General features: G+C 70.5%; 23 protein-coding genes. 17 read left to right on the top strand and 6 right to left on the bottom strand.

All coding sequences use genetic code 11. The annotated features are described in order from the left end of the window. The first annotated feature begins 94 nt into the window (after positions 1 to 94). The 16 genes from EXE59_RS00935 to EXE59_RS00860 all read left to right on the top strand — a co-directional run bounded on the left by EXE59_RS00935 (position 95) and on the right by EXE59_RS00860 (position 17,592). The gene (locus tag EXE59_RS00935) at positions 95 to 784 is read left to right on the top strand and encodes a demethylmenaquinone methyltransferase (RefSeq protein ID WP_135837225.1); all 690 of its coding nucleotides are present in this window, start codon (positions 95 to 97) and stop codon (positions 782 to 784) included. 207 nt (positions 785 to 991) lie between these two features. Beyond that, on the top strand, positions 992 to 1,351 hold the full coding sequence (locus tag EXE59_RS00930) for an NADH-quinone oxidoreductase subunit A (protein WP_135837224.1): 360 nt from the start codon (positions 992 to 994) through the stop codon (positions 1,349 to 1,351). A gap of 5 nt (positions 1,352 to 1,356) precedes the next feature. Beyond that, the gene (locus EXE59_RS00925) at positions 1,357 to 1,911 is read left to right on the top strand and encodes a NuoB/complex I 20 kDa subunit family protein (protein ID WP_135837223.1); all 555 of its coding nucleotides are present in this window, start codon (positions 1,357 to 1,359) and stop codon (positions 1,909 to 1,911) included. After that, the gene (locus EXE59_RS00920) at positions 1,908 to 2,714 is read left to right on the top strand and encodes an NADH-quinone oxidoreductase subunit C (RefSeq protein WP_135837222.1); all 807 of its coding nucleotides are present in this window, start codon (positions 1,908 to 1,910) and stop codon (positions 2,712 to 2,714) included. The genes EXE59_RS00925 and EXE59_RS00920 overlap by 4 nt, the downstream gene beginning before the upstream one ends. After that, entirely contained in the window at positions 2,714 to 4,054 is a 1,341-nt protein-coding gene (locus tag EXE59_RS00915) for an NADH-quinone oxidoreductase subunit D (RefSeq protein ID WP_135837221.1), read from the top strand. Before EXE59_RS00920 ends, EXE59_RS00915 begins: the two co-directional genes overlap by 1 nt. After that, complete coding sequence (gene nuoE / locus EXE59_RS00910) at positions 4,051 to 4,698, top strand: NADH-quinone oxidoreductase subunit NuoE (RefSeq protein ID WP_135837220.1); 648 nt, start codon at positions 4,051 to 4,053, stop codon at positions 4,696 to 4,698. Before EXE59_RS00915 ends, nuoE begins: the two co-directional genes overlap by 4 nt. Then, positions 4,695 to 6,002, top strand: coding sequence for an NADH-quinone oxidoreductase subunit NuoF (gene nuoF / locus EXE59_RS00905; protein WP_135837219.1), 1,308 nt, complete (start codon positions 4,695 to 4,697; stop codon positions 6,000 to 6,002). Before nuoE ends, nuoF begins: the two co-directional genes overlap by 4 nt. Next, positions 5,999 to 8,446 carry an NADH-quinone oxidoreductase subunit G gene (locus tag EXE59_RS00900; RefSeq protein ID WP_135837218.1) on the top strand — a complete coding sequence of 816 codons (2,448 nt, stop codon included), beginning with the start codon at positions 5,999 to 6,001 and terminating at the stop codon, positions 8,444 to 8,446. The genes nuoF and EXE59_RS00900 overlap by 4 nt, the downstream gene beginning before the upstream one ends. 14 nt (positions 8,447 to 8,460) lie before the next feature. Beyond that, complete coding sequence (gene nuoH, locus EXE59_RS00895; RefSeq protein ID WP_425464528.1) at positions 8,461 to 9,801, top strand: NADH-quinone oxidoreductase subunit NuoH; 1,341 nt, start codon at positions 8,461 to 8,463, stop codon at positions 9,799 to 9,801. Further along, complete coding sequence (nuoI, locus tag EXE59_RS00890; protein WP_135837216.1) at positions 9,794 to 10,363, top strand: NADH-quinone oxidoreductase subunit NuoI; 570 nt, start codon at positions 9,794 to 9,796, stop codon at positions 10,361 to 10,363. The genes nuoH and nuoI overlap by 8 nt, the downstream gene beginning before the upstream one ends. Continuing rightward, positions 10,360 to 11,229 (top strand): NADH-quinone oxidoreductase subunit J, encoded by an 870-nt coding sequence (locus EXE59_RS00885; RefSeq protein ID WP_135837215.1) that lies wholly within the window; start codon positions 10,360 to 10,362, stop codon positions 11,227 to 11,229. The genes nuoI and EXE59_RS00885 overlap by 4 nt, the downstream gene beginning before the upstream one ends. Beyond that, positions 11,226 to 11,519, top strand: coding sequence for an NADH-quinone oxidoreductase subunit NuoK (gene nuoK, locus EXE59_RS00880; RefSeq protein ID WP_135837214.1), 294 nt, complete (start codon positions 11,226 to 11,228; stop codon positions 11,517 to 11,519). Before EXE59_RS00885 ends, nuoK begins: the two co-directional genes overlap by 4 nt. Before the next feature lie 94 nt (positions 11,520 to 11,613). Next, positions 11,614 to 13,524: an NADH-quinone oxidoreductase subunit L gene (nuoL, locus tag EXE59_RS00875; RefSeq protein WP_135841031.1), complete on the top strand. Its 1,911-nt coding sequence runs from the start codon at positions 11,614 to 11,616 to the stop codon at positions 13,522 to 13,524. Beyond that, the gene (locus EXE59_RS00870; RefSeq protein ID WP_135837213.1) at positions 13,521 to 15,008 is read left to right on the top strand and encodes an NADH-quinone oxidoreductase subunit M; all 1,488 of its coding nucleotides are present in this window, start codon (positions 13,521 to 13,523) and stop codon (positions 15,006 to 15,008) included. Before nuoL ends, EXE59_RS00870 begins: the two co-directional genes overlap by 4 nt. Beyond that, a complete protein-coding gene (gene nuoN, locus EXE59_RS00865) occupies positions 15,005 to 16,597 on the top strand; it encodes an NADH-quinone oxidoreductase subunit NuoN (RefSeq protein ID WP_135837212.1) in 1,593 nt (530 codons plus the stop codon). The genes EXE59_RS00870 and nuoN overlap by 4 nt, the downstream gene beginning before the upstream one ends. Further along, on the top strand, positions 16,594 to 17,592 hold the full coding sequence (locus tag EXE59_RS00860; protein WP_246056406.1) for a polyprenyl synthetase family protein: 999 nt from the start codon (positions 16,594 to 16,596) through the stop codon (positions 17,590 to 17,592). Before nuoN ends, EXE59_RS00860 begins: the two co-directional genes overlap by 4 nt. 24 nt (positions 17,593 to 17,616) lie before the next feature. Here EXE59_RS00860 and EXE59_RS00855 read toward each other — a convergent pair whose 3' ends face one another. The 4 genes from EXE59_RS00855 to rarD all read right to left on the bottom strand — a co-directional run bounded on the left by EXE59_RS00855 (position 17,617) and on the right by rarD (position 22,575). Then, positions 17,617 to 18,951, bottom strand: coding sequence for a phospholipase D-like domain-containing protein (locus EXE59_RS00855; RefSeq protein WP_135837211.1), 1,335 nt, complete (start codon positions 18,949 to 18,951; stop codon positions 17,617 to 17,619). A gap of 322 nt (positions 18,952 to 19,273) precedes the next feature. After that, positions 19,274 to 19,693, bottom strand: coding sequence for a PPOX class F420-dependent oxidoreductase (locus EXE59_RS00850; RefSeq protein WP_135837210.1), 420 nt, complete (start codon positions 19,691 to 19,693; stop codon positions 19,274 to 19,276). Between the two features lie 306 nt (positions 19,694 to 19,999). After that, entirely contained in the window at positions 20,000 to 21,403 is a 1,404-nt protein-coding gene (locus EXE59_RS00845) for an HNH endonuclease signature motif containing protein (RefSeq protein ID WP_135837209.1), read from the bottom strand. Positions 21,404 to 21,666: 263 nt separating this feature from the next. Further along, entirely contained in the window at positions 21,667 to 22,575 is a 909-nt protein-coding gene (gene rarD / locus EXE59_RS00840) for an EamA family transporter RarD (RefSeq protein WP_135837208.1), read from the bottom strand. Between the two features lie 102 nt (positions 22,576 to 22,677). Between rarD and EXE59_RS00835 the strand changes: the two genes are divergently transcribed. Then, positions 22,678 to 23,085, top strand: a complete 408-nt coding sequence (locus tag EXE59_RS00835) for a hypothetical protein (RefSeq protein ID WP_135837207.1) — start codon at positions 22,678 to 22,680, stop codon at positions 23,083 to 23,085. Positions 23,086 to 23,113: 28 nt separating this feature from the next. Here EXE59_RS00835 and EXE59_RS00830 read toward each other — a convergent pair whose 3' ends face one another. Both EXE59_RS00830 and EXE59_RS00825 read right to left on the bottom strand, forming a co-directional pair. After that, positions 23,114 to 24,247: a 2-oxoacid:ferredoxin oxidoreductase subunit beta gene (locus tag EXE59_RS00830; protein WP_135837206.1), complete on the bottom strand. Its 1,134-nt coding sequence runs from the start codon at positions 24,245 to 24,247 to the stop codon at positions 23,114 to 23,116. After that, positions 24,247 to 26,172, bottom strand: coding sequence for a 2-oxoacid:acceptor oxidoreductase subunit alpha (locus EXE59_RS00825; RefSeq protein WP_210428839.1), 1,926 nt, complete (start codon positions 26,170 to 26,172; stop codon positions 24,247 to 24,249). Before EXE59_RS00825 ends, EXE59_RS00830 begins: the two co-directional genes overlap by 1 nt. Positions 26,173 to 26,251 lie beyond the last annotated feature (79 nt).

Below are 26,251 nucleotides of genomic sequence, written 5' to 3'. Positions count from 1 at the left end.
CTCCCCCGGGGAGCCGACGACGGGTCGATCATAGGGACGCCGTACGACGCCCCCGCGTTGCACGTCCCGGGGAACGGACGCCTACGCTCGGCGCGTGGCCCGCGCTGACCTGGACAAGCAACCGACCGACGTACGTCGCATGTTCGACACCGTGGCCAGGCGCTACGACCTCACCAACGACCTGATGACGGCCGGCATCCAGCGCAGCTGGCGACGCTCCATGGTCGAGGCCGTCGCCCCGCGTCCCGGGGACCTCGTGCTCGACCTCGCCGCCGGCACGGGTTGCTCGAGCGAGCCGTTCTTCGACCGCGGCGCCACCGCCGTCCCGTGCGACTTCTCCGTCGGCATGCTCCAGCAGGGCAAGAAGGACCGGCCCGCGCTGCCCTTCGTCGCCGGCGACGGCACCCGCCTGCCGTTCCTCGACGACACCTTCGACGCGGTCACCATCTCCTACGGGCTCCGCAACTTCGTGGACCCGGTCGCCGGGCTCACGGAGATGCTGCGCGTGACCCGACCGGGCGGGCGCCTGGTCGTGTGCGAGTTCAGCACGCCCACCAACGGCGCGCTCCGAAGCCTCTACATGGACGGCTTCATGCGCGCGCTGCCGGCGATCGCCTCGCTGACCGCCAGCGCCGCCGACGCCTACGTCTACCTCGCCGAGTCGATCCGCGCCTGGCCCGACCAGGCCGGGCTCGCCGACCTGGTCGCCGAGGCCGGCTGGCAGCGGCCCGAGTGGCGCAACCTCACCGGCGGCATCGTCGCCCTGCACCGCGCCACCGCCTGACGGACCCGGGCCACGGCGGGCCGATTTAGGGCACGTCCACCTCACCTAAATCCGCAGGTCAGGGTGGCAATGGGGGACCGCCGACTGGTCCGGACCCCCGCGTGACGTACGTGACACCGGAGTCCTAGACTGTGGCCCGCGCCACTCGTGAAGCCATTCACAAAGTCACATTCTCGGTGACGGCGCAGGTCCACCGGAAGGGAATCGATGGAGCTCTACACGCCGGTCCTCGCCCTCGCACTGCTCGCGACGGGTTTCGCCGTCTTCTCCGTGGTCATCAGTGCCTTCACCGGGCCGAAGCGCTATAACCGGGCGAAGCTCGACTCCTACGAGTGCGGCATCGAGCCGACGCCGCAGCCGATCGGCGGCGGCAGGATCCCGGTGAAGTACTTCATCACCGCGATGCTCTTCATCGTCTTCGACATCGAGATCATCTTCCTCTACCCCTGGGCCGTCCACTTCGACCAGATGGCCCTGTTCGGCCTCGTCGAGATGGTCCTCTTCATCGGCACGGTCTTCGTCGCCTACGCATACGTGTGGCGACGCGGCGGACTGGATTGGGACTGAACACCATGGGACTTGAAGAGAAGCTGCCCAGCGGCGTCCTGCTGACGACCGTCGAGGGCGTCGCGGGCTACATGCGCAAGGCGTCGTTCTGGCCGGCCACCTTCGGGCTGGCCTGCTGCGCCATCGAGATGATGACCACGGGCGCCCCGAAGTACGACCTGGCCCGCTTCGGCATGGAGGTCTTCCGGGCCAGCCCCCGCCAGGCCGACCTGATGATCGTCGCCGGCCGGGTCAGCCAGAAGATGGCTCCCGTCCTGCGCCAGATCTACGACCAGATGCCCGAGCCCAAGTGGGTGCTCGCGATGGGCGTGTGCGCCTCGTCGGGCGGCATGTTCAACAACTACGCCGTCGTGCAGGGCGTCGACCACGTCGTCCCGGTCGACATGTACCTCCCCGGCTGCCCGCCGCGCCCGGAGATGCTCATCGACGCGATCCTCAAGCTGCACGACCAGGTGCAGACCACCAAGCTGGGCGTGAACCGCACCAACGAGATCGCCGAGCTCGAGACCGCTGCCCTCCGCGCCCTGCCCACCTCGGAGATGAAGGGCCTCCTCCGGTGAGCGACGACAAGACCGACGAGAACAAGGCCGCTCGTCCCGCGGAGGAGCGCAACCTCGAGGCGGCGAAGGCCGAGGCCGGCACCGGCAGCGGCGTCGAGCAGCCGGCTCCCGAGCAGTCCCCGGAGAACGTCCCGGCCCCGACGGGCGAGGTGCGCTCCGTCGGCGTCCGCCACGGCATGTTCGGCACCTCCGGCACCGGCGACACCTCCGGCTACGGCGGCCTGGTGAGCGCGACCGTCTTCCCGGCGCCCTCGCAGAAGCCCTACGGCGGCTGGTTCGACGAGGTCGCCGGGGCCCTCGAGGCCCGCCTGGAGGCCACCGAGCTGACCGCGGCCATCGAGAGCGTCGTGGTGCACCGCGGCGAGATCACCTTCCACGTACGCCGCGAGGACCTGCCCTTCGTGGCGCAGATGCTGCGCGACGACGAGGCGCTGCGCTTCGAGTTCTGCTCGGGCGTCAGCGGCGTGCACTACCCCGAGGACACCGGACGCGAGCTGCACGCCGTCTACCACCTCACCTCGATGACCCACAACCGGCGCATCCGCGTGGAGGTGACCGCGCCGGACAGCGACCCGCACCTGCCGAGCCTGGTGAGCATCTACCCCACGCTCGACTGGCACGAGCGCGAGACGTACGACATGTTCGGGCTGGTCTTCGACGGCCACCCCGCTCTCACCCGGGTGCTCATGCCGGACGACTGGCCGGGCCACCCGCAGCGCAAGGACTACCCGCTCGGCGGCATCCCCGTCGAGTACAAGGGCGGCTCCATCCCTCCGCCGGACCAGCGCAGGAGCTACAACTGATGACCACCGAGCAGGACTTCTACGCAGCGCCCGGCGACACCAGCCAGGGCAAGGTCTTCACCGTCACCGGCCAGGACTGGGACTCGATCACGCAGAGCATCGGCGAGTCCGCCGAGGAGCGCGTGGTGGTCAACATGGGGCCGCAGCACCCGTCCACGCACGGCGTGCTCCGGCTCATCCTCGAGCTCGAGGGCGAGACGGTCACCGAGGCTCGCTGCGGCATCGGCTACCTCCACACCGGCATCGAGAAGAACATGGAGTACCGCTCCTGGGTGCAGGGCGTCACGTTCTGCACGCGCATGGACTACCTCTCGCCGTTCTACAACGAGGCGACCTACGTCCTGGGCGTGGAGCGCCTGCTCGACATCGAGGACGACATCCCGGAGAAGGCGCAGGTCATGCGCGTGCTCCTGATGGAGCTCAACCGGATGTCCTCCCACCTGGTCGCGATCGCGACCGGCGGCATGGAGATCGGCGCCCTGACGGTCATGACGATCGGCTTCCGCGAGCGCGAGCTCGTCCTCGACCTGTTCGAGCTGATCACCGGCCTTCGGATGAACCACGCGTTCTTCCGCCCCGGCGGCGTCGCGCAGGACCTGCCCCCCGGCGCCCTCGACGAGATCCGCGACTTCATCGCCCTGATGAAGAAGCGCCTGCCCGAGTACGCCGCGCTCTGCAACGCCAACCCGATCTTCAAGGGCCGCCTCGAGGGCGTCGGCCACCTCGACCTCGCCGGCTGCCTCGCGCTCGGCCTCACCGGCCCGGTGCTCCGCTCCACCGGCTACGCCTGGGACCTGCGCAAGACGCAGCCCTACTGCGGCTACGAGGACTACGACTTCGAGGTGCAGACCTGGGACACGGCCGACTCCTACGGCCGCTTCCGCATCCGCCTCAACGAGATGTGGGAGTCGCTCAGGATCGTCGAGCAGTGCGCCGACCGCCTCGCCGGCCTCGAAGGTGCCCCGGTCATGGTGGGCGACAAGAAGATCGCATGGCCCAGCCAGCTCGCCATCGGCAGCGACGGCATGGGCAACAGCCTCGACCACATCCGCCACATCATGGGCGAGTCGATGGAGGCGCTGATCCACCACTTCAAGCTGGTGACCGAGGGCTTCCGGGTCCCGGCCGGCCAGGCGTACGTCCCGATCGAGTCGCCCCGCGGCGAGCTGGGCGCCCACGTCGTCTCCGACGGCGGCACGCGTCCCTTCCGCGCGCACTTCCGCGACCCGTCCTTCACCAACCTGCAGGCGACGAGCGTGATGAGCGAGGGCGGCATGGTCGCCGACGTCATCGTCGCGATCGCCTCCATCGACCCCGTGATGGGAGGCGTCGACCGATGAGTCTCGACTCCAAGACCTGGGACGAGCTGCGTGAGATCGCGGCCCGCTACCCCGAGGCCCGCTCCGGCCTGCTCCCGATGCTGCACCTCGTGCAGTCCGTCGAGGGGCGCGTCACCCCCGAGGGCATCGAGGCGTGCGCCGAGATCCTCGGCATCAGCGCCGCCGAGGTCAACGGTGTCGCGACCTTCTACACGATGTACAAGCGCAAGCCCGTCGGCGACTACCACGTCGGCGTCTGCACCAACACGCTGTGCGCGGTGATGGGCGGCGACGTGATCTTCGAGCGGCTCAAGGAGCACCTCGACGTCGGCAACGACGAGACGACCGAGGACGGCAAGGTCACCCTCGAGCACATCGAGTGCAACGCGGCGTGCGACTACGCCCCGGTGATGATGGTCAACTGGGAGTTCATGGACAACCAGACGCCGGAGTCCGCGGTGCAGGTCGTCGACGACCTCCGCGCCGGCAACGAGGTCCACTCGACCCGCGGCCCGAGGCTGTGCACCTGGCGCGAGGCGGAGCGTGTGCTCGCGGGCTTCCCCGACGACCGCGCCGACGAGGGCCCGGCCGCGGGTCCCGCCTCGCTGGCCGGCCTGAAGATCGCGCGCGAGAACGGCTGGACGGCTCCGGAGGGAGACAAGTGAGCACACTGACCCCGGTCCTCACCGACAACTGGGACGCCGAGCGCGCCTGGACGCTCGCGGCGTACGAGGAGCGCGGTGGCTACGCCGCCCTCGACAAGGCGTTCGCGATGGCGCCCGACGACGTCATCGACGCCGTCAAGGAGTCCGGCCTGCGCGGCCGCGGCGGCGCCGGCTTCCCCACCGGCATGAAGTGGGGCTTCATCCCGCAGGACAACCCGAAGCCCAAGTACCTCGTCGTCAACGCCGACGAGTCCGAGCCGGGCACCTGCAAGGACATCCCGCTCATGATGGCCAGCCCGCACACGCTGGTCGAGGGCGTGATCGTCAGCTCCTACGCGATCCGCGCCAACACCGCGTTCATCTACGTGCGCGGCGAGGTCCTCCACGTGATCCGCCGTCTCCAGCGCGCGGTGCAGGAGGCCTACCTGGCCGGCCACCTCGGCAAGAACATCCACGGCTCCGGCTACGACCTCGACCTGATCGTCCACGCCGGCGCCGGTGCCTACATCTGCGGCGAGGAGACGGCCCTGCTCGAGGGCCTCGAGGGCCGCCGCGGCCAGCCGCGCCTGCGCCCGCCGTTCCCCGCGGTCGCCGGCCTCTACGCGAGCCCGACCGTCATCAACAACGTCGAGTCGATCGCCTCGGTCCCGAGCATCATCGTCAACGGCCCGGGCTGGTTCGCCGGCATGGGCACCGAGAAGTCCAACGGCTTCGGCATCTTCAGCCTGTCCGGCCACGTCACCAACCCTGGCCAGTACGAGGCCCCGCTCGGCATCACCCTGCGCGAGCTCATCGACCTCGCCGGCGGCATGCGCGAGGGCCACGAGCTGAAGTTCTGGACGCCCGGCGGATCGAGCACCCCGCTCCTGACGCCCGAGCACCTCGATGTGCCGCTCGACTTCGAGGCGGTCGGCGCGGCCGGCTCGATGCTCGGCACGCGCGCGCTGCAGCTCTTCGACGAGACCACCTGCGTGGTCCGCGCGGTCCTGCGGTGGACGGAGTTCTACAAGCACGAGTCGTGCGGCAAGTGCACGCCGTGCCGCGAGGGCACCTGGTGGCTCACCCAGACCCTGGCCAGGCTGGAGAAGGGGCAGGGGAGCGAGGCCGACCTCGACCTGCTGCTCGACCAGTGCGACAACATCCTGGGCCGCTCGTTCTGCGCGCTCGGCGACGGCGCCACCAGTCCGATCTCGAGCTCGATCCAGTACTTCCGCGACGAATACCTCGCGCACCTCACCCACGGCGGCTGCCCGTTCGACCCGGCAGCCTCGACCGTCTTCTCACCTGTCGGAGCTGACGCATGACCACCACCCCTGAGCGCACCGAGGTCGAGACGGTCACCCTGACCATCGACGGCGTGCAGGTGAGCGTCCCCAAGGACACCCTGGTGATCCGCGCCGCCGAGCAGGTCGGCGTGCAGATCCCGCGCTTCTGCGACCACCCGCTGCTCGCCCCGGTCGGCGCCTGTCGCCAGTGCCTGGTCGACATCCCCGACGCCGGCAACGGCCGCGGCTTCCCCAAGCCGCAGGCCTCGTGCACGCTGCCGGTCGCCGAGGGCATGGTGGTCAACACCCAGGCGACCAGCGAGGTGGCCGACAAGGCCCAGCAGGGCGTCATGGAGTTCCTGCTGATCAACCACCCGCTCGACTGCCCGGTCTGCGACAAGGGCGGCGAGTGCCCCCTACAGAACCAGGCCATGAGCAACGGCCGCGGGGAGAGTCGCTTCGCGGAGTCCGGCGGCGTCAAGCGCACCTTCCCCAAGCCGATCAACATCTCGGCCCAGGTCCTTCTCGACCGCGAGCGGTGCGTGCTGTGCGCGCGCTGCACCCGCTTCTCCGAGCAGATCGCGGGCGACCCGTTCATCGCCCTGGCCGAGCGCGGCGCGCTCCAGCAGGTCGCGATCTACGAGCGCGAGCCCTACGAGAGCTACTTCTCCGGCAACGCGATCCAGATCTGCCCGGTCGGTGCCCTCACCTCGGCCGACTACCGCTTCCGCTCGCGCCCCTTCGACCTCGTCTCCACGCCGGGCGTGGCCGAGCACGACGCCTGCGGTGCTGCGATCCGCGTCGACCACCGGCGCGGCAAGGTCATGCGGCGCCTGGCCGGCAACGACCCCGAGGTCAACGAGGAGTGGATCAGCGACAAGGACCGCTTCGCCTTCCGCTACGCCCAGGTCGAGGACCGGATCACCTACCCGCAGATCCGGGAGGACGGTGAGCTGCGCCCCGCGTCGTGGCCCGAGGCCTTCGCCGTCGCCGCCCGCGGGCTCCGCGACGCCGGCGCCGCCGCGGTCCTCACCGGTGGCCGCCTGACCGCCGAGGACGCGTACGCCTACGCGAAGTTCGCCCGCGTCGCCCTCGACACCAACGACGTCGACTTCCGCGCCCGCCCGCACAGCGCCGAGGAGGCCAGCTTCCTCGCCTCCCACGTCGCGCTGTCCGGCGACGTGACCTACGCCGACCTCGAGGCCGCGCCGGTCGTGGTGCTCCTCGGCCTCGAGCCCGAGGACGAGGCCGCCACGATCTTCCTACGGCTGCGCAAGGCAGCAAGGCGAGGCCGTACGCAGGTCGTCTCCGTCGCGCCCTTCACCTCGCGCGGCCTGGCCAAGATGAACGGCCGCCTCGTGCCCGCCGCCCCGGGCGCCGAGGTCGAGGCCATCGGCTCGCTCAAGGACGCCGAGCACGGGGTCACCAAGGACGCGATCATCCTCGTCGGCGAGCGCCTGGCCCAGACCCACGGGGCGCTCAGCGCCGCCGCGGACCTCGCCGCCGGCACCGGCGCCCGCCTCGCCTGGGTGCCGCGCCGCGCCGGGGACCGCGGTGCTGTCGAGGCCGGCGCCCTGCCGACCCTGCTGCCGGGCGGTCGCCCCGTCGGCGAGGCCTCGGCCCGCGTCGACGTGGCCGCCGCGTGGGGCGTGGAGTCGCTGCCCGCCAAGGCCGGCCGTGACGGCGACGCCATCGTCGCCGCGCTCGCCAAGGGTGACCTCGGTGGCGTCGTGGTCGGCGGTGTGGACCCCGACGACACCGCCGACCCGGCCGCCTTCCGCGCCGCCCTCGACGCGGCCGGCTTCGTGGTCAGCCTCGAGCTGCGCGAGACCGACGTGACCCGCGTGGCCGACGTCGTCCTGCCGGTCGCCCCGGTGACCGACAAGGCCGGCACCTTCGTGACATGGGACGGGCGCCCCCGCTCCTTCGACGCCGTCTTCACCAACCCCGCCTCCCTGCCCGACCTGCGCGTCCTCGCCGGCATCGCCGACGAGCTCGCCGCGGTGGGGCGCGGCCGCCCGCTCGGCTTCCGTACGGTCGCCGAGGTGCGCGCCGAGATGCAGGCGCTCGGCCCGTGGGACGGTGCCCGGCCCGCCCTCGACGCCGGCAAGGCGCCGAAGGCCGCGAAGGCACCCAAGGGCCCGAAGAAGGGTGAGGTCGCCCTCGCGCTCGCGACGTGGAAGCAGCTCATCGACCTGGGCTCGATGCAGGACGGCGAGGTGCACCTGCGCGCCACTGCCCGTACGCCGGTCGCCCGCGTCAGCCGCGCCACCTACGAGTCGGCCCTCGGCATGCTCGAGGCCAGGACGGCAGGCGAGCAGCTCGTCACGATCACCGGCGACCGGGGCAGCGTGACGCTGCCGGTCGTGGTCGCCGACCTGCCCGACGGCGTGGTCTGGGTCCCGGCCCGGTCGTTCGGTCGCGGCGTCCTCGCCGACCTGGCCTCGCCCGGCAGCACGGTCACCCTGAAGGGAGCCTCCTGATGAACGGTGCAGTGATGAGCGTCCTGCCGCTCGCGGCGGACCTGCCCGCCCCGGAGCTGGACGCGTTCGGCCAGGACCCGTGGTGGGTGATCCTGCTCAAGGCCGTCCTCATCTTCGTGATCCTGGTGCTGCTGACGCTCTTCAACATCTGGTTCGAGCGTCGCGTCGTGGCCCGGATGCAGCACCGCGTCGGACCCAACGTGCACGGCCCCTTCGGCCTGCTGCAGTCGCTGGCCGACGGCGTCAAGCTGGCGCTCAAGGAGGACATCGTCCCCAAGGCGGCCGACAAGGTCGTCTTCCTCCTGGCGCCGGTGATCGCGGTGGTGCCGGCGTTCGTCACCTGGGCCGTCATCCCGCTCGGGCCGACGGTCAACTTCTTCGGACACCAGACGCCGCTGCAGCTCACCGACATGCCGGTGGCCGTGCTCTTCATGCTCGCCATCGCCTCCATCGGCATCTACGGCATCGTCCTCGGCGGCTGGTCGTCCGGCTCGACCTACTCGCTGCTCGGCGGCCTCCGCTCGAGCGCACAGATGATCTCCTACGAGGTCGCGATGGGCCTCGCGCTCGTCGCGGTCTTCCTCTACGCCGGGTCGATGTCGACCTCGGAGATCGTCGCCGCGCAGGACCGCCTGTGGTTCGGCCTGATCCTGCTGCCGTCCTTCGTCATCTACATGATCTCGATGGTCGGCGAGACCAACCGCGCCCCCTTCGACCTCCCCGAGGCCGAGGGCGAGCTGGTCGGCGGCTTCCACACCGAGTACTCCAGCCTGAAGTTCGCGCTGTTCTTCCTCGCCGAGTACATCAACCTCGCCACCGTGTCGGCCATCGCGACCACGCTGTTCCTCGGGGGCTGGGCCGCTCCGTGGGGCATCGAGCACGTGTGGGAGGGCGCCAACAGCGGCTACTGGCCCCTGCTGTGGTTCTTCGGCAAGGTCTTCATCTTCATCTTCCTGTTCGTCTGGCTGCGTGGCTCGCTGCCCCGCATGCGCTACGACCAGTTCATGGCGCTGGGATGGAAGGTCCTCATCCCGGTCTCGCTGGCCTGGATCGTGGCCGTCGCCACCATCCGCGTCATCTCGCTCGAGGGCAACATCGACCGCACCTACCTGGTGGCCGCGATCGCCGTCCTGCTCGTGCTGACCATCGGGCTGATGTTCGTCGGCGAGAAGAAGGCCGAGGAGGCCCCGGTCGAGGCGAGCGAGGAGCCGCACGACGCGTTCGCCGGCGGGTTCCCCGTCCCGCCGATGCCGGCGGGAGGCGCCGTACGCGGAGCCGCCGCGCCGCTGACGTTCGCCCACTCGTCGGGAGGACGCACCACCGTCACCGCTGCAGCGGAGGAGAACCATGAGTGAGTCCCCCCAGAGCCCCGGCCAGGAGTCCAAGGGGATCAAGGAGAGCTTCTGGGACCCGATCGCCGGGTTCGGCGTCACCTTCCGGACGATGTTCAAGAAGGTCGTCACCGAGCAGTACCCGTTCGAGAAGCTCCCGACGGCGCCCCGCTTCCACGGCCGGCACCAGCTGAACCGCTGGCCCGACGGCCTGGAGAAGTGCATCGGCTGCGAGCTGTGCGCGTGGGCGTGCCCGGCCGACGCCATCTACGTGGAGGGTGCGTCCAACAGCGACGTGCCGGACGCCGACGGCAACAGCCAGCGCTTCAGCCCCGGCGAGCGCTACGGCCGCGTCTACCAGATCAACTACCTGCGCTGCATCCTGTGCGGTCTGTGCATCGAGGCGTGCCCGACCCGCGCGCTGACGATGACCAACGAGTACGAGCTGGCCGACAACAACCGGGCCGACCTGATCTACGAGAAGTCCGACCTGCTGGCCCCGCTGCTGCCGGGCATGGAGCAGCCGCCCCACCCGATGCGGCTCGGCGACGACGAGGGCGACTACTACAGGGGGACCACACGATGACCTTCTGGATCCTCGCCCCGATCATGGTCGCCGCCGCGCTCGGCATCCTCTTCGTCCGCAAGGCCGTGCACGCCGCGCTGCTGCTGGCCGTGGTGATGATCAGCCTGGCGTTCCTCTACGCCGTGCTCGACGCACCCTTCCTCTTCGCGGTGCAGATCATCGTCTACACCGGCGCCATCCTGATGCTGTTCCTGTTCGTGATGATGCTGATCGGCGTCGATGCCACCGACTCGGTCGTGGAGACCATCCGCGGGCAGCGGGTGATGGCCGTCGTCCTCGGCCTGGCCTTCGGCACCGTGCTGGTGCTCGGCATCAGCCAGGTCACGTTCGGGGTCGTGGTCGGCCTCGACGAGGCCAACGCCGGCGGCAACGTGCCGGCCGTCGCCAACATCCTGTTCTCCCGCTACGTCTTCGCGTTCGAGGCCACCAGCGCCCTGCTGATCACCGCCGCGGTCGGCGCGATGGTGCTCGCGCACCGCGAGCGGCTCACGCCGAAGGCCGGCCAGGCCGAGCTCGCCGCGCAGCGCATGCGTGACTACGCCGAGCACGGCAAGCACCTCGGCCCGCTGCCCTCGCCCGGCGTCTACGCCCGTCACAACGCGGTCGACACCCCGGCGCTGCTGCCCGACGGCACGGCCGCCGAGTCGTCGGTCTCGCGGGTGCTCGCCGCCCGCGGCACCGTCCGCTCGGCTCCCGCGCTCGCCGACGACATCGACGACGTACGTCGCCAGATCGGCGGTTTCGACGGCCACGGCGACCCGACCAGCATGCCCGAGACCTCGGGGAAGGCCGGCGCGCCCGCGACCACCGAAGAGGACGTGCAGAAGGACGTGCAGAAGGACGTGCAGAAGGACGTGGACAAGTGACTGAATACATCGTCCTGTCGGCGATCCTCTTCACGATCGGCTGCGTGGGGGTCCTCACCCGCCGCAACGCCCTCGTGGTGTTCATGTGCGTCGAGCTGATGCTCAACGCCTGCAACCTGGCGTTCGTCGCCTTCGCCCGCCAGCACGGCAACCTCGACGGCCAGATCACCGCGTTCTTCGTGATGGTCGTGGCCGCCGCGGAGGTCGTGATCGGGCTCGCGATCATCATGACCATCTTCCGCACCCGACGCTCGGCCTCGGTCGACGACGCCAGCCTGCTGAAGTACTGAGGGAGCGCTCGTGAACCTGTTGTCCCACTCGGCGCTCGCCGTCGGCCTGCCCATGGCCGAGGAAGGAGCCCACGCGCCCGTGGTCGCGCCCGACATGGGTGCCGGCGGCGTCTTCGACCTGCTGTGGCTGGTCATCGCGCTGCCCGTGCTCGGCGCGGTCCTGCTGCTCGGCGTGGCGCCGTTCCTCCCGCCGTCGCTCCGGGCGAGCGTCGACAAGCACGGGCACCTCGTCGGCACGGCGATGGCCGCGCTGTCCTTCGTGCTCAGCCTGGTGCTGTTCGTGTCGCTGCTCGGCCGCGACGCGGAGGCGCGCCAGGTCGGCCAGCAGCTGTGGACCTGGTTCGAGACCGGGTCGCTCACCGTCGGCATGGACCTGCTCTACGACCCGCTGGCCGCGCTGTTCCTGCTGCTCATCACCGGTGTCGGCTCGCTGATCCACGTCTACGCCATCGGCTACATGGAGCACGACCCGCGCCGCCGCCGGTTCTTCGGCTACCTCAACCTGTTCGTCGCCGCCATGCTCACGCTGGTGCTCTCGGCGAACTTCGTGGGCCTGTTCCTGGGCTGGGAGGGCGTCGGCCTGGCGTCGTACCTGCTCATCGGGTTCTGGCAGCACAAGCCGTCCGCCGCCGCCGCAGCCAAGAAGGCCTTCGTCATCAACCGCGTCGGTGACATCGGCCTGTCGCTGGCGATCGCGCTGATGTTCGCGACCTTCGGCACCACCGACTTCGGCGCGGTCAGCGAGCTGGCGGGCGAGGCCGACCAGGGCACGCTCAACGCCCTCGGCCTGCTGCTCCTGCTCGGCGCCTGCGGCAAGTCCGCGCAGGTCCCGCTCCAGTCCTGGCTGCTCGACGCGATGGAGGGCCCGACCCCGGTCTCGGCCCTCATCCACGCCGCGACCATGGTCACCGCCGGCGTCTACCTCGTGGTCCGCGCCAACTTCATCTACGAGCTCACGCCCGTCGCGCAGACCGCGGTCGTGGTCGTCGCGACGGTCACGCTCCTGTGGGGTGCGATCCTCGGCTGCGCCAAGGACGACATCAAGAAGGCGCTCGCCGGCTCGACGATGAGCCAGATCGGCTACATGATGCTCGCCGCCGGCCTCGGCCCGGTGGGCTACCCGTTCGCGATCTTCCACCTGCTCACGCACGGCTTCTTCAAGGCCAACATGTTCCTCGGCGCGGGCTCGGTCATGCACGGGATGGACGACGACGTCGACATGCGCCACTACGGCGCGCTCAACAAGACCATGCCGGTCACGTTCCTGACCTTCGCGATGGGCTACCTCGCGATCATCGGCTTCCCGGGCTTCTCCGGCTTCTGGTCCAAGGACAAGATCATCGAGTCCGCGCTCGCCGAGAACCTCGTGATCGGCCTGCTGGCCCTGCTCGGTGCAGGCATCACCGGCTTCTACATGACCCGGCTGATGCTGCTGACGTTCTTCACCAGCAAGCGGTGGGAGAAGGACGTCCACCCGCACGAGTCACCCAAGGTGATGACGGTGCCGCTCATCGTGCTGGCTGCCCTCTCGGTGCTCGGCGGTGTGCTGCTGCTCGGCGACTGGATCGTCACCTGGCTCGAGCCGGTGACGGGTCACGCCGAGCACCACGAGCCGCCGCTGCCGGCGATCGTGATCACGCTGATCATCACCGCGGTCGTCGCGCTCGGCGTCGCGGCCGCCTGGTTCCTGGTTGGTAGGCGCGAGATCCCGCGCGAGGCCCCGCAGGACGTGTCCTTCGCGACGCGTGCCGCGCGCGCCGACCTCTACGGCGACGCCATCAACGACGCGGTCGTCGTACGCCCCGGTGCCGGGCTCGTCGGCGGGCTCACCGCCTTCGACCGTCGCGGTGTCGACGGTGCCGTCGAGGGTGGCTCGCTCGCCGTCGGCGGCCTGTCCTCCACCCTGCGGCGGGTGCAGAACGGCTTCGTACGCTCCTACGCCCTGTCCCTCCTCGGTGGCGCCCTGCTGGTCGTCCTCGCTCTCCTGGCGGTGAACCTCCGATGACCCTGACCATCCTGATCCTGCTGCCCCTGCTCGGCGCGCTGGTCACGGCGCTCGTGCCCGATGCGCTCGCACGGCTGGTCGGCCTCGGCTTCGCCGCGGCGACCCTGGTCGTCGGCATCGTCGTCGCCACCCGGTACTCCGTGGGCGGGGGGATGCAGCTCGAGGAGACCCGCACGTGGATCGAGTCGCTCGGCGTCCACTACGCCCTCGGCGTCGACGGCCTCGGCCTGCTGATGGTGCTGCTCACCGTCGTCCTCGTGCCGATCGTCATGCTCGCCAGCTCGCGGGAGGCCGACGCGGAGGGCAACAGGGGCGTCAAGGCGTTCTTCGCCTGGACCCTCGCGCTCGAGGCGATGTCGCTGGCGGTCTTCACCGCCACTGACGTGCTGCTCTTCTACGTCGTCTTCGAGGCCACGCTCATCCCGGCCTACTTCCTCATCGGCGGCTTCGGCCGGGCCGGTCGGGGGCGGGCGGCGACCAAGTTCCTGATCTACCAGCTCGCCGGCGGGCTCATCATGCTCGCCTCGGTCATCGGCCTCTACGTCGTCTCGGCCGACGCCGGCACCCCGAGCTTCCTGATCAGCGACCTCGCAGCGCTCGACATCGACGAGACCACGCAGCGCTGGCTGTTCGTCGGCTTCTTCATCGCCTTCGCGATCAAGGCGCCGATGTTCCCGGTGCACACCTGGCTGGCCGACACCACGGAGAAGGCGACCACCGGCACCTCGGTGCTGCTGGTCTGCATCCTCGACAAGATCGGCACGTTCGGCATGCTGCGGTTCTGCCTCGGCCTGCTGCCCGACGCCTCGCAGTGGGCGACGCCGGTCGTGGTGGTGCTCGCGCTCGTCTCGATCATCTACGGCGCACTCGTCGCGATCGGCCAGGACGACGTCCTGCGCCTGATCGGCCTGACGTCGCTGTCTCACTTCGGCTTCATCGTGCTGGGCATCTTCGTGTTCAGCCCGACGGGCAGCTCCGGCGCCATCCTCTACATGGTCAACCACGGCATCGCGACCGCGCTGATGTTCCTGGTCGCCGGGTTCCTGATCCACCGGACGGGGACGGCGTCGATCCGCCAGATGGCGGGCGTCGAGAAGAGCGCCCCGGTGCTGGCGGGCTTCTTCCTGGTCGCCGGCCTCGCCGCGTGCGGACTGCCCGGCCTCTCGCCGTTCGTCTCCGAGATGCTCGTCATCATCGCGGCCTTCGACCACCACTGGCTGGTCGGCTCGGTCGCCGTGCTGGCCATCGTCCTGGCCGCGTTCTACGCGCTCTGGATGTACCAGCGCACCATGACCGGCTCGGGCCGCGACGGCGTCGCCCCGGTGGCCGACCTCGACCGGCGTGAGGTCGGCATCGTCGCGCCGCTGCTGCTCGCGCTCGTGCTCTTCGGCTTCTACCCGATGCCGCTGCTCGACGTCATCAACCCGTTCGTCCACGACTCCCTCGCGGCGGTGGGCATCGGCCAGGAGGGTGGTCCCCAGTGACCGAGTTCGTGAAGCCCAGCATCGAGTACTTCGAGATCTGGCCGTTGCTGGTCGTCTTCGGCGTCGCCTGCCTCGGTGTGGTCGTGGAGGCGTTCCTGCCGCGCACGCTGCGCTACCCCGTGCAGGTGGTCCTCGCGATCGGCGGCCTCGTCCTCGCCCTCGTCGGCGTGGTGCTGGTCGCCCAGGACGTGCAGACGTACGACGAGGGCGCCGCCCGCGGCATCCTCGCGGTCGGCGGCACCATCGCCGTCGACGGGCCGAGCCTGTTCATCTGGGGCCTCGTCCTCGCGCTGTCGATCGCCGGGGTCCTGCTCTTCGCCGAGCGCCACCTCGACGGTGGCGTCTCGGCCTTCGCCGGCCAGGCAGCCGCCGTGCCGGGCACCGATGCGGAGACCGCGTCGATCGCGGCCAACCGGGAGCACACCGAGGTCTACCCGCTCATGATGTTCGCGGTGTTCGGCATGATGCTGTTCCCGGCCGCCAACGACCTGCTGACCATGTTCGTCGGCCTCGAGATCCTGTCGCTGCCCCTCTACCTGCTCAGCGGCCTGGCGAGGCGTCGCCGCCTGCTCAGCCAGGAGGCGGCGCTCAAGTACTTCCTGCTGGGCGCGTTCTCCTCCGGCTTCTTCCTCTACGGCGCGGCGTTGCTCTACGGCTTCGCGGGCTCCATGGACTTCGCCGCGATCAACGAGGCCGTGCGCAACGACGTGGGCAGCTCGAGCCTGCTGCTGATCGGCACCGGGCTGCTGTCGGTCGGCCTGCTCTTCAAGGTCGGTGCCGTGCCGTTCCAGGCGTGGACCCCCGACGTCTACCAGGGTGCCCCGACCCCGGTCACGGCCTTCATGGCCGCCGGCACCAAGGTCGCGGCCTTCGGGGCGATCATGCGCCTGTTCTACGTCGCACTCGGCGCCGATCGCTGGTCGTGGCAGCCGATGCTGTGGATCATCGCGATCCTGTCGATGCTCGTCGGCGCCGCCCTCGCGATCACGCAGAGCGACATCAAGCGGCTGCTGGCCTACTCCTCGGTGGCGCACACCGGCTTCATCCTCACCGGCGTGCTGGGCGTGCAGGCCTCCGAGCAGCTGGCCATCGGCGAGATCTCGTCGGTGCAGGCGGTGCTGTTCTACCTCGCCACCTACGGCTTCGCGACGATCGGCGCCTTCGCGGTCGTCGGCCTCGTGCGCGACGGCGGTGGCGAGACCACCGCCATCGACCGCTGGGCCGGCCTGGGCAAGGAGTCGCCCGTGGTGGCGGCCGTGTTCGCGTTCTTCCTCCTCGCGATGGCGGGCATCCCGCTCACGTCCGGGTTCGTCGGCAAGCTCGCGGTGTTCTCCGTGGCGCTGGCCGCGGGCGCCTGGCCGGTGGTCGTGGCGGCGGTGCTCGCCAGCATCATCGCCGCGTTCCTCTACATCCGGGTCATCAAGGTCATGTACTTCGACGAGCCCGTCGGGGCCGGCCCGAGCGTCGCGTACCCGTCCGTGCTGACCGCGACGACCATCGCCGTCGGTGCGGCGGTGACCCTTGTCCTCGGTGTGCTGCCGGGGCCGGTGCTCGACCTGGCGGCGGTTGCGGGAGAATTCATCAGGTGACCGACTCTCCCCTCGCCATGCCTGTCGTCGACCCCGCTCTCGAGCAGCGGCTGGTCGAGCGGCTGGCACGCATCGAGGAGCTGCTCGCCGGGCACTGCCGGGGGCGTGCGGACTTCGTCTCCGAGGCCGCGACCCACCTCATGATGGCCGGCGGCAAGCGGTTCCGCCCGCTGCTGGTGCTGCTGGCGGCTGAGACCGGGCCCGACCCGGACGCCGACGAGGTGCACACCGCGGCCTGCGTCGTCGAGCTCACCCACGTCGCCTCGCTCTACCACGACGACGTCATGGACGAGGCCGACCTGCGCCGCGGTGCGCCCACCGGCAACGCCCGCTGGGGCAACAACGTCGCGATCCTCACCGGCGACTTCCTGTTCGGCCGCTCCTCGGAGCTCACCGCCGACCTCGGCCCGGAGGCCGTACGCATCCAGGCGCAGACCTTCACGCGCCTCGTCGAGGGCCAGATCATGGAGACGGTCCCGCCCGGGCCCGGCGAGGACCCGCTCGCGCACTACCTCGACGTGGTCGCCGGCAAGACCGGGTCGCTCATCGCGACCTCGGCGCGCTACGGCGCGATGTTCAGCGGTGCGCGGCCCGAGGTCGTCGAGGCGCTCAGCGCCTACGGCGAGATCGTCGGGTCGGCCTTCCAGCTGACCGACGACATCCTCGACATCGCGGCGGAGTCCGACGCGTCCGGCAAGACCCCCGGCACGGACCTCCGCGAGGGTGTGCCGACCCTCCCGGTCCTCATGGCGCAGGCCTCGACCGACCCGGCCGACGCGCGCCTCCTGTCCTTGCTCGGTCGCCCGCTCACCGACGACGCCGAGCACGCCGAGGCGCTCGAGCTGATGCGTACGCACCCCGCGATGGACCGGGCGCGCAACCACGTGCTCGCCGAGGCCGCCCGCGCCAAGAAGCTGCTCGAGGCCCTCGACCCCGGTCCCGTCCGGGAGGCGCTCGAGTCCTTCGCCGACATCGTGGCGACCCGGACGGCCTGACCCACGCCGGCTCGCGGCGTCGGCTCACACCTGCTGGGGTGCCGGCGCCAGCTCCCGCGAGTGCCCGCTCCAGACGGTGTCGAAGTGCGCGACGTACGCGTCGTGGATCCGGGGCCGTGGGATCATGACGACCAGCTCGTCGTTGAGCAGGGAGACGTCGGACCAGTTCTCGGAGCCGGTCCACACGGCTCGGGTGGCCGTGCCGTCCCAGGTGCCGTCGACCGACATCCACTTCTCGTGGACGAAGTGCTCCCAGCCGGAGTCCTCGAACCCGGTCGCGACGTTCCCGTCGACATCGAGGGAGGCGCTCCGGACGCGGACGCCGGCGCGCAGCAGCGTCTCCACGACGTCCGGCCCGGCTGCACTCACCAGGGCCTGGACCCGGCATCCTGCACGACTCAGCCGGCCCACCCCCTGCGCCAGGTCGAGGCCACGCTGGCCGCGCCACCCGTACATGCTGATCCGGACGACGGTCCGGCCGGCTTCCCCGGTGCCCGGCAGCGCGTCGCAGGTGACGCCTGCGAGGCGCTCGGCGACGGCGTCCGAGTCGGGGGTGGCTGACGCTCCCGCGGCGACGCTCGTCGTGACGTCGCCGTGCGTCACCCGCACCTCGGGCGCCTCGACGTGGCGGTCGGCGGCGAGCTCGTCGAAGACCCGGCCGTAGTCGTCGTACAGCTGCTGGCTGCCGGTGAGGGTGACGAGGTCGTTCCAGTGGACCCCTGCGGCGTAGCCGGTCAGGTTGGCGGACCCCAGCATCACCACGTGCGGCTGGTCGCCGCTGGAGGAGAACAGGTAGACCTTCATGTGCTGGTTCCCGCGGTCGCCGAGCCGACAGCTGGCGTGGCAGACCTTGACGAAGCTCGGCGCCGCGCCCGGTCCGGCCTCGCTGCCGGGGTCGCAGGCGGCGCGGCTCGACAGCGCGTCCGCACCCAGGAGCCGCCGCAGCTCGCGGGACGAGCCGGACACGAAGTTGTCGTTGAGGACGACCTGGACGGTGACCTGGCGCTGCGTGCACGCCTTGGCGAGGGCGTCGGCGATGTCGGGACGGTCGAAGCTGTACGCCGCCATCCGGATCGTGCCGTGGCGCGGGGTGGCTTCGATGGCGCGGCGGATGTGGTCGGCGATGCGGTTCTGCGCGGCCCGGTCGCCGGTCGGGTCGTTGAAGATGACGGAGGCCGCCGGGGGCTCCGCGGCCGGTGCGGCCGGTGCGTCTGGTGCGGCCGACACCTGGGCGGCGGCGCGCGTGGTCATCGTCGACGAGCTGACGGGGTCGCCCCCGAGTGCCGCGCCCAGCGCGGGCGTCGCCAACGCCGTCGCCAGCCCCACCGCGATGGTCGCCGCCAGAAGTGAGGTCCGCATCTCGATCACCCGATCCCGTGCGGCGGGAGCTTCCCGCCTCCTGGATCGACCGTCGCGCCGCCGCGTGTCCCTCCACCCGAGCACGCGGTCTCAGCCGCCGCGGGACTCTCCGGACGCGCCCGGGCACCCAGCCCGAGCAGACGGCCGCGGACGGGTCGTCGGGTCGTCCCGGTCCTGATGGTCCCGGGCGCACGTGGGTCTGCCGACCCATGCGCGCCGTGGTCGGGCACGACCGCCCACTGCGGGCAGTCCCGTACCCGGGGTCTCCTGGTGCGCCCCTAGGCGGCGGTGACCACTGAGTCGACTGGCCGGGAGCTCAGCATCAGCGCAGCAGGCCGTAGGCGTGTGTGGGCGTGACCCTCACGACGACGCGCCCGTCACGGACCATCGCGGCGCGGTAGTCCTCCCAGTCGTCGTGCTCTCCCGCCAGAGAGCGGTAGAGCTCGACCAGCTCGTCGGTCGCCGCGTCGTGCGGGTGGGCGGCGACCTCGGAGAGGCTGACGTCGCCCTCGACGACCGCATAGGACCAGAAGCTGTCACCGTCGACGTGCACCGCCGCCCAGGGCGTGCGCCGCAGGTTGGCGTACTTCGCACGGCTGGTGGTGATCGACACCCGGATCACGTCGTCGTCACCGACGCCGGCGAGGACGTTGGACAGCTGCGGCTTGCCGTCCCGCTTGATGGTGACCAGGACTGCCTGGTGGTTGCGGCGTACGGCGGCGAGGGCGTCTGCGATCTCCATGCCGACATCTTGCCGCGGCGGTCGAGAACTCAGCCGCGCACCTGCAGCTCCACCTCCACGTGGTCGGTCGGCCTCGATCCCCTCGGCGAGGCGGACAGCCTTCTGAGCGAGTGAACGTAGGCCCCGGCCGGATCCAATGGCGTCTGCCGCGTTGAGGGCGGTTCGCAGAAGTGCGTCGGGCCGGAGGGCAGCTGGACGCCTGGGTCGACCCTGGACGGGGGCGCCGCCGCTGCACGGCGCGCTGTTCTCGCCAGGACGTCCCTGTGGCCCCGCCACGTGGTAGGTGTGACGGGGTGTGGGGCGGGGTCATCGTCGGCGGGGTCGTGGGATGCCGGGTCGTGCGATGCCGGGTGGGTCGAGGTCGGTGGTGCCGGTGTGGTCGCGGCGGTAGCGGTGGCCGTGGGGTGAGGTCCACTCGAACACCCCGGGCGCGACCATGGCGTAGCGCCAGGCGGAGTGGGTCTTGAGGCGGTGGTGGAACCGGCACAGGCAGGCCAGGTTGCTCGTGGTCGTCGGGCCGGGTTGGGGTCTGCCCTCGGCGTGGGCGTCGTCGTCCCACGGGATGATGTGGTCGACGTCGCAGCGCCGGGCAGGTCGGGAGCAGAACGGGAACACGCACGTGCGATCTCTCAGGATCACTTGTTCGCGGATCGTCGCCGGGACCTTCCGCGTCTGCGCGGTCAGCGTGGTGTTGAGGTCGATGACGGGCGTGATGGTGACCCGGGTCCGCGAGTCGGCGCACCAGGACTGGACCTGTTCGAGCAGGACGAGGCGTTGCCCGTTCTCCATCCGGCCCGTGGGACCGAAGACCGTGGTGTCTCCGGAGACGGAGGCGTCGACGTGGGCGTGGATCACGACCGCACGCGCGGCCGGCAGGTCCGGCTCGTCGGCGTCGCCGCCGGCAAGATCCAGAGCAGTCTGGGTCCGTGCGAGGTCCCCGAGGGCCTTGGCGCGTCGGGCGTCGAGCGGCAGCAGGGATCCGAGGGCCTTCTGTTCCTCAGCCTTGTGGGCGAGGGCGCGGTCGAGGTCGAGGGCGTCGGCGATGTCGACCTCGGCCTCGATCCGCATCGTGCCGGCGTAGTGCACGTCCTCGGTGTCCACGGTGACGTGACGTGGGTCGACGTGCAGGTAGCCGTCCTCGGGATCCTTCGTGGGGTCGGCGACCGCGAGGTCGTAGCGCCTGATGGTCTCGGCGACGAGGCGGTCGAGCTGCGCGGTGCCGATGCGTCCGGCGACGGCCGCGACCTGCGCGTCGACGAACCCCGCCGCCTCACGAGTCAATGCGGGCGAGGAGTGGATCGTGGTGTCCGCGACGAGCCTCGCCCGCCAAGCGGGCACCTGCCCGGCGTGGACCTGCTCCCACAACCGCGGCAGGCGGTGACGGAGCTCGAGGGCGTGGCCGATGAGCTTCTTCGCCGCCGTCGACGTGATCCCGAGGACGGTGCCGAGCTCGGCGCAACAGAACTCCGCCACCAGCGGAGCACCCTCACCCGCGATGGGCTCCTCGTGCTGGGACCCCGGCACCGTGAACGACGCCGCGTCGTGGATCGACTCCGGCGGGTGCAGGTCGGCCCAGCGGGCAGCGAGAGCGAGCTGGCGGGCGGCCTCGGAGTTCTCGACGTCACGGGAGGCCTTGATCGTGGCGAGCAGGTCGGCGGGTGAGAGGTCGTCCGCGACCCCTCGTGCCTCGGCAGCCAGTTCGTCGATCATGTGTTCGATCCTAGGGGAGCCCACCGACAGTCACCACGGCTCTGGCGAAGGCTGTGGACGAGCGCGTGGCCCACGAGGTTGAACGTGGTTTCGAGGCTCGCGGAGTTCATCCTGAGGAGCTGAGGGACGAGGCGTCTCGAAGGGCTCGCACCTCGACCACCGGCTTGGAGGGGGTTTCGACACGGTCGGTGCGCGACCTGCTCGACCAGCGGCCGCCCTGCTCGACCAGCGGCCGCCCTGCTCGACCAGCGACGGGGGCGTGCTCAGGCCGCGCTGGCCTGCGCCACCAGCCGCAGCTGCCGGCGACGGTGGTTGACGGCCTCGACGGTGAAGATCGTCAGCGCGACCCACACCAGGCCGAAGCCGATCCAGCGGCTGGCGGGCATGTCCTCGCGGAAGACGAGCAGGCCGAGGGCGAACTGGATCGTCGGCGCGAGGTACTGCAGGAGCCCGAGCGAGACCATCGAGACGCGGATCGCGGCGGCGCCGAAGAGCATCAGGGGCACCGCGGTGATGATGCCGGTCGTGGTCAGCAGGAAGGCATGCCCGACTCCGTGCGTACCGAAGTTGGACTGCCCTGCCGCCACGAGCCAGCCGAGGTACGCCGCGGCGAACGGCGCCATGACCATCGTCTCCACGGTGATGCTCTCGACCGCACCGACGCCGGCCTGCTTCTTGAGCAGGCCGTAGGTGCCGAACGAGAAGGCGAGGAGGAGGGCCACCCACGGCGGCCGGCCGTAGTCGAGAGTGAGGACGACGACCGCGACGAAGGCGATGGCCATCGCGACCCACTGCAGGCGACGCAGGCGCTCGCCGAGGACCAGCACGCCCATCAGCACCGTCACGAGCGGGTTGATGAAGTAGCCCAGCGACGTCTCGACGACGCGGCCGTTGTTGACGCCCCAGATGTAGCCACCCCAGTTGACGGTGATCACGACGGCCGCGCAGGCGATCAGGAGCAGCCGGCGGCGGTCGCGCAGCAGGGCACGGACGTGGCGCACCCGCCGCGCGAGCACGAGTATCACCGCCATCGTCAGCACCGACCAGACGATGCGGTGCGCCAGGATCTCGATCGCGCCGCCCGGCTCCAGCAGCGTCCAGTAGCGCGGGAAGGTGCCCCACAGCGTGTACGCCGCCGCTCCGAAGATCAGTCCGCGACGGCTATCTGGCACTCCGGGAGTCTAGGTGCGGGCTGTCGCCTACGATGGTGCGGTCTCGGGGTGGGGAACCCCGACAGGTCAGTCACATCACCGTTTCTCGAGGGGGAATCAACCATGCGGACACTCCGCACCGTCCTGGCGGCCCTGGTCGCCGCACTGCTCGTCGCTGGCGTGCTCAGCGCGAGCGCGAGCGCCTCGCACCCCAAGCGCATCATCGACGAGGTCCCGCCGGACACCAAGCAGGTCTCCTACAACGCCTTCAAGCTCAAGGGCACCGTGATGCAGCCGCTGGCCGACGGCACGGTGGTGCCCTACGCCAACGAGAAGGTGAAGATCCTCAAGAAGAAGTGCGGCACCTGCAAGTGGAAGGTCGTCAAGAAGATCAAGACCGACGAGGCGGGCGTGTTCAAGACGCGGATCTACGCCCCCGAGCGCGGGCGCTGGAAGTGGCGCTCGAAGGTGGAGAACTCCTACGGCTACGCCACCACCATGGGCAAGGTCTGGACGCTCTACTTCGACTGACCGACAGCCGGAGCCTGCACCTGGGCGGTCAGATGACCGTCCAGGTGTCGCCACCGCCGATCAGCGCCGCCAGTCGTGCGGCGCGGTCGGCGGTGTCGTCATCTCCAGGGGCGGAGGGTGCCGGGGCGGAGGCCGTCACCTGCTCGCGCGCGGCGTCGTCGTACGTCGGGCGCTCGACCTGGCGGAAGATCCCGATCGGCGACTGGTCGAGGTAGTCCGCCGCGGTGAGGCGTGAGATCGCGAACGCGTTGGACGGGTCGGGGTTGTGCGCGTCGTGGACGAGGATGTCCGCGGCCGCGACGTCGGCGGTCGCGACGACCTTCACGCCACCCGTCGCGGTGTCGCGCACCAGCGCCTTGGCGCCACGCCCGTCCTCGAGGGCGGTGCCGAAGGTGACGGGCTCCCCGTGCACGAGCGGGATGATCGCGTCAGCCTTGGTCTCGGGCGACTTGATCGCGTCGAACGCGCCGTCGTTGAAGATCGGGCAGTTCTGGTAGATCTCCACCAGCGACGTTCCTCGGTGGGCCGCGGCCGCGGCGAGCACGCCGGTGAGGTGCTTGCGGTCGGAGTCGATGGTGCGAGCCACGAACGAGGCCTCGGCGCCGAGCGCGAGCGACACCGGGTTGAACGGGTGGTCGAGCGAGCCCATCGGCGTCGACTTGGTGACCTTGCCGGTCTCCGACGTGGGGGAGTACTGGCCCTTGGTGAGCCCGTAGATCCGGTTGTTGAAGAGCAGGATCGTCATGTTGACGTTGCGCCGCAGCGCGTGGATCAGGTGGTTGCCGCCGATCGACAGCGCGTCGCCGTCACCGGTGACCACCCACACCGAGAGGTCCTCGCGAGCCGTGGCGATGCCGGTCGCGATGGACGGCGCACGGCCGTGGATCGAGTGCATGCCGTAGGTGTCGAGGTAGTAGGGGAACCGCGACGAGCAGCCGATGCCGGAGACGAAGACGATGTTCTCGCGGCGCAGCCCGAGGTCGGGCAGGAAGGACTGGACGGCCTTGAGCACGGCGTAGTCACCGCACCCGGGGCACCAGCGGACCTCCTGGTCGGAGGTGAAGTCCTTGCCGGTCTGCGCCGGGGCTCCCTCGGGCAGGGTCGGGACGCCCTCGGTGCCGGAACGCACGCCCGGCAGGCCCAGGTCGGTCGGGATGCTCATCAGATGTGCTCCTTCTGGGTGGGCTCGCCCCACACGCCGAGCTCGACGTCGATGCCCTCGGCCTGTCCGACCAGCTCGCCGATGGCGTGGGCGAGCTCGGTGGCCTTGAGGGGCAGTCCGCGGACGTGGTTGTAGCCGACGGCGTCGACGAGGTACTTCGCGCGCAGCAGCAGGGAGAGCTGGCCGAGGTTCATCTCGGGCACGAGCACCTTGTCGTAGCCCTTGAGGACCTCGCCGAGGTTGCTCGGGAACGGGTTGAGGTGGCGCAGGTGCGCCTGCGCCACGTGGTAGCCGGCCTTGCGCACGCGGCGTACGCCGGCGCCGATCGGGCCGTAGGTCGACCCCCAGCCCAGCACGAGGACCTTCGCCTCGCCGGACGGGTCGTCGACCTCGACGAGCGGGATCGACTCGGCGATCCGGTCCACCTTGGCCTGACGGGTACGGACCATGAAGTCGTGGTTGGCCGGGTCGTAGGAGATGTTGCCGTGCCCGTCGCCCTTCTCGAGGCCGCCGATGCGGTGCTCGAGGCCGGGGGTGCCCGGGATCGCCCACGGACGTGCGAGGGTCGTGTCGTCGCGCAGGTAGGGCCAGAACTCAGCGTCGTCGCCAGAGCCGTGGTTCTTCTCCGTGGCGAAGGCCGGGTCGATGACCGGCAGCTCGTCGATCGTCGGCACCCGCCACGGCTCGGAGCCGTTGGCGAGGTAGCCGTCCGACAGCAGCAGGACCGGCGTGCGGTAGGTGACCGCGATCCGGGTGGCCTCGACGGCGGCGGCGAAGCAGTCGCCCGGCGACTGGGGCGCGACGATCGGCACCGGCGCCTCGCCGTTGCGGCCGAACATCGCCTGGAGCAGGTCGGCCTGCTCGGTCTTGGTGGGCAGGCCGGTCGATGGCCCTCCCCGCTGGACGTCGATGACGACGAGCGGGAGCTCGGTCATCACCGCGAGGCCGATCGCCTCGGACTTCAGCGCCACGCCCGGACCCGACGTGGACGTCACGCCGAGGTGGCCGGCGTACGACGCGCCGATCGCGGCACCCACGCCGGCGATCTCGTCCTCCGCCTGGAAGGTCATCACGCCGAACGACTTGTGCCTCGACAGCTCGTGGAGGATGTCGGAGGCCGGGGTGATCGGGTAGGTCCCGAGGAACACCGGGAGGCCGGACTGCACGCCGCCGGCGACGAGGCCGTACGCCAGCGCGAGGTTGCCGGTGATGTTGCGGTAGGTGCCGGGGGGCATGACGGCCGGCTTGATCTCGTACTGGACCGCGAAGGCCTCGGTCGTCTCGCCGAAGTTCCAGCCGGCCTTGAAGGCCGCCAGGTTGGCGTCGCGGATGTCGGGCACCTTCGCGAACCGCTTGGACAGGAAGGCGGTCGTCGGGTCGGTGGGGCGCCCGTACATCCAGGACAGCAGTCCGAGGGCGAACATGTTCTTGGCCCGCGACGCGTCCTTGCGGGAGAGGCCGAACTCCTTGACCGCCTCGACGGTCATGCCGGTGAGGTCCACGGTGTGCAGGGCGTACTCGCTGAGGCTGTCGCCGTCGAGCGGGCTCTCGGTGTAGCCGGCCTTCGTCAGGTTCCGCGCGGTGAAGTCGTGGGTGTCGACGATGATGGTGGCGCCCTTGTGCAGGTCGCCGAGGTTGGCGCGCAGCGCCGCCGGGTTCATCGCGACGAGCACGTCGGGGGCGTCGCCCGCGGTGAGGATGTCGTGGTCGGCGAAGTGCACCTGGAAGGACGAGACGCCGGGCAACGTGCCCTGCGGGGCGCGGATCTCGGCGGGGAAGTTGGGCAGCGTCACCAGGTCGTTGCCGAAGGCCGCGGTCTCCTGGGTGAACCGGTCACCGGTGAGCTGCATGCCGTCGCCGGAGTCGCCCGCGAACCGGATGATGACGCGGTCGAGCTGCTTGACCTGCTTGACGGGTTGGGTCACCTCTTGCCCTGCTTCCTACGTGTCTCGAGAGTCCTCTCCCAACCACCAACACTAGCCGCGCGGCGGGCCTCGGGACCCC

It is taken from the genome of Nocardioides eburneiflavus (genome assembly GCF_004785795.1).
GTDB classification, from domain to species: Bacteria; Actinomycetota; Actinomycetes; order Propionibacteriales; family Nocardioidaceae; genus Nocardioides; species Nocardioides eburneiflavus.
This window is presented reverse-complemented; position numbering and strand designations above follow the sequence as displayed.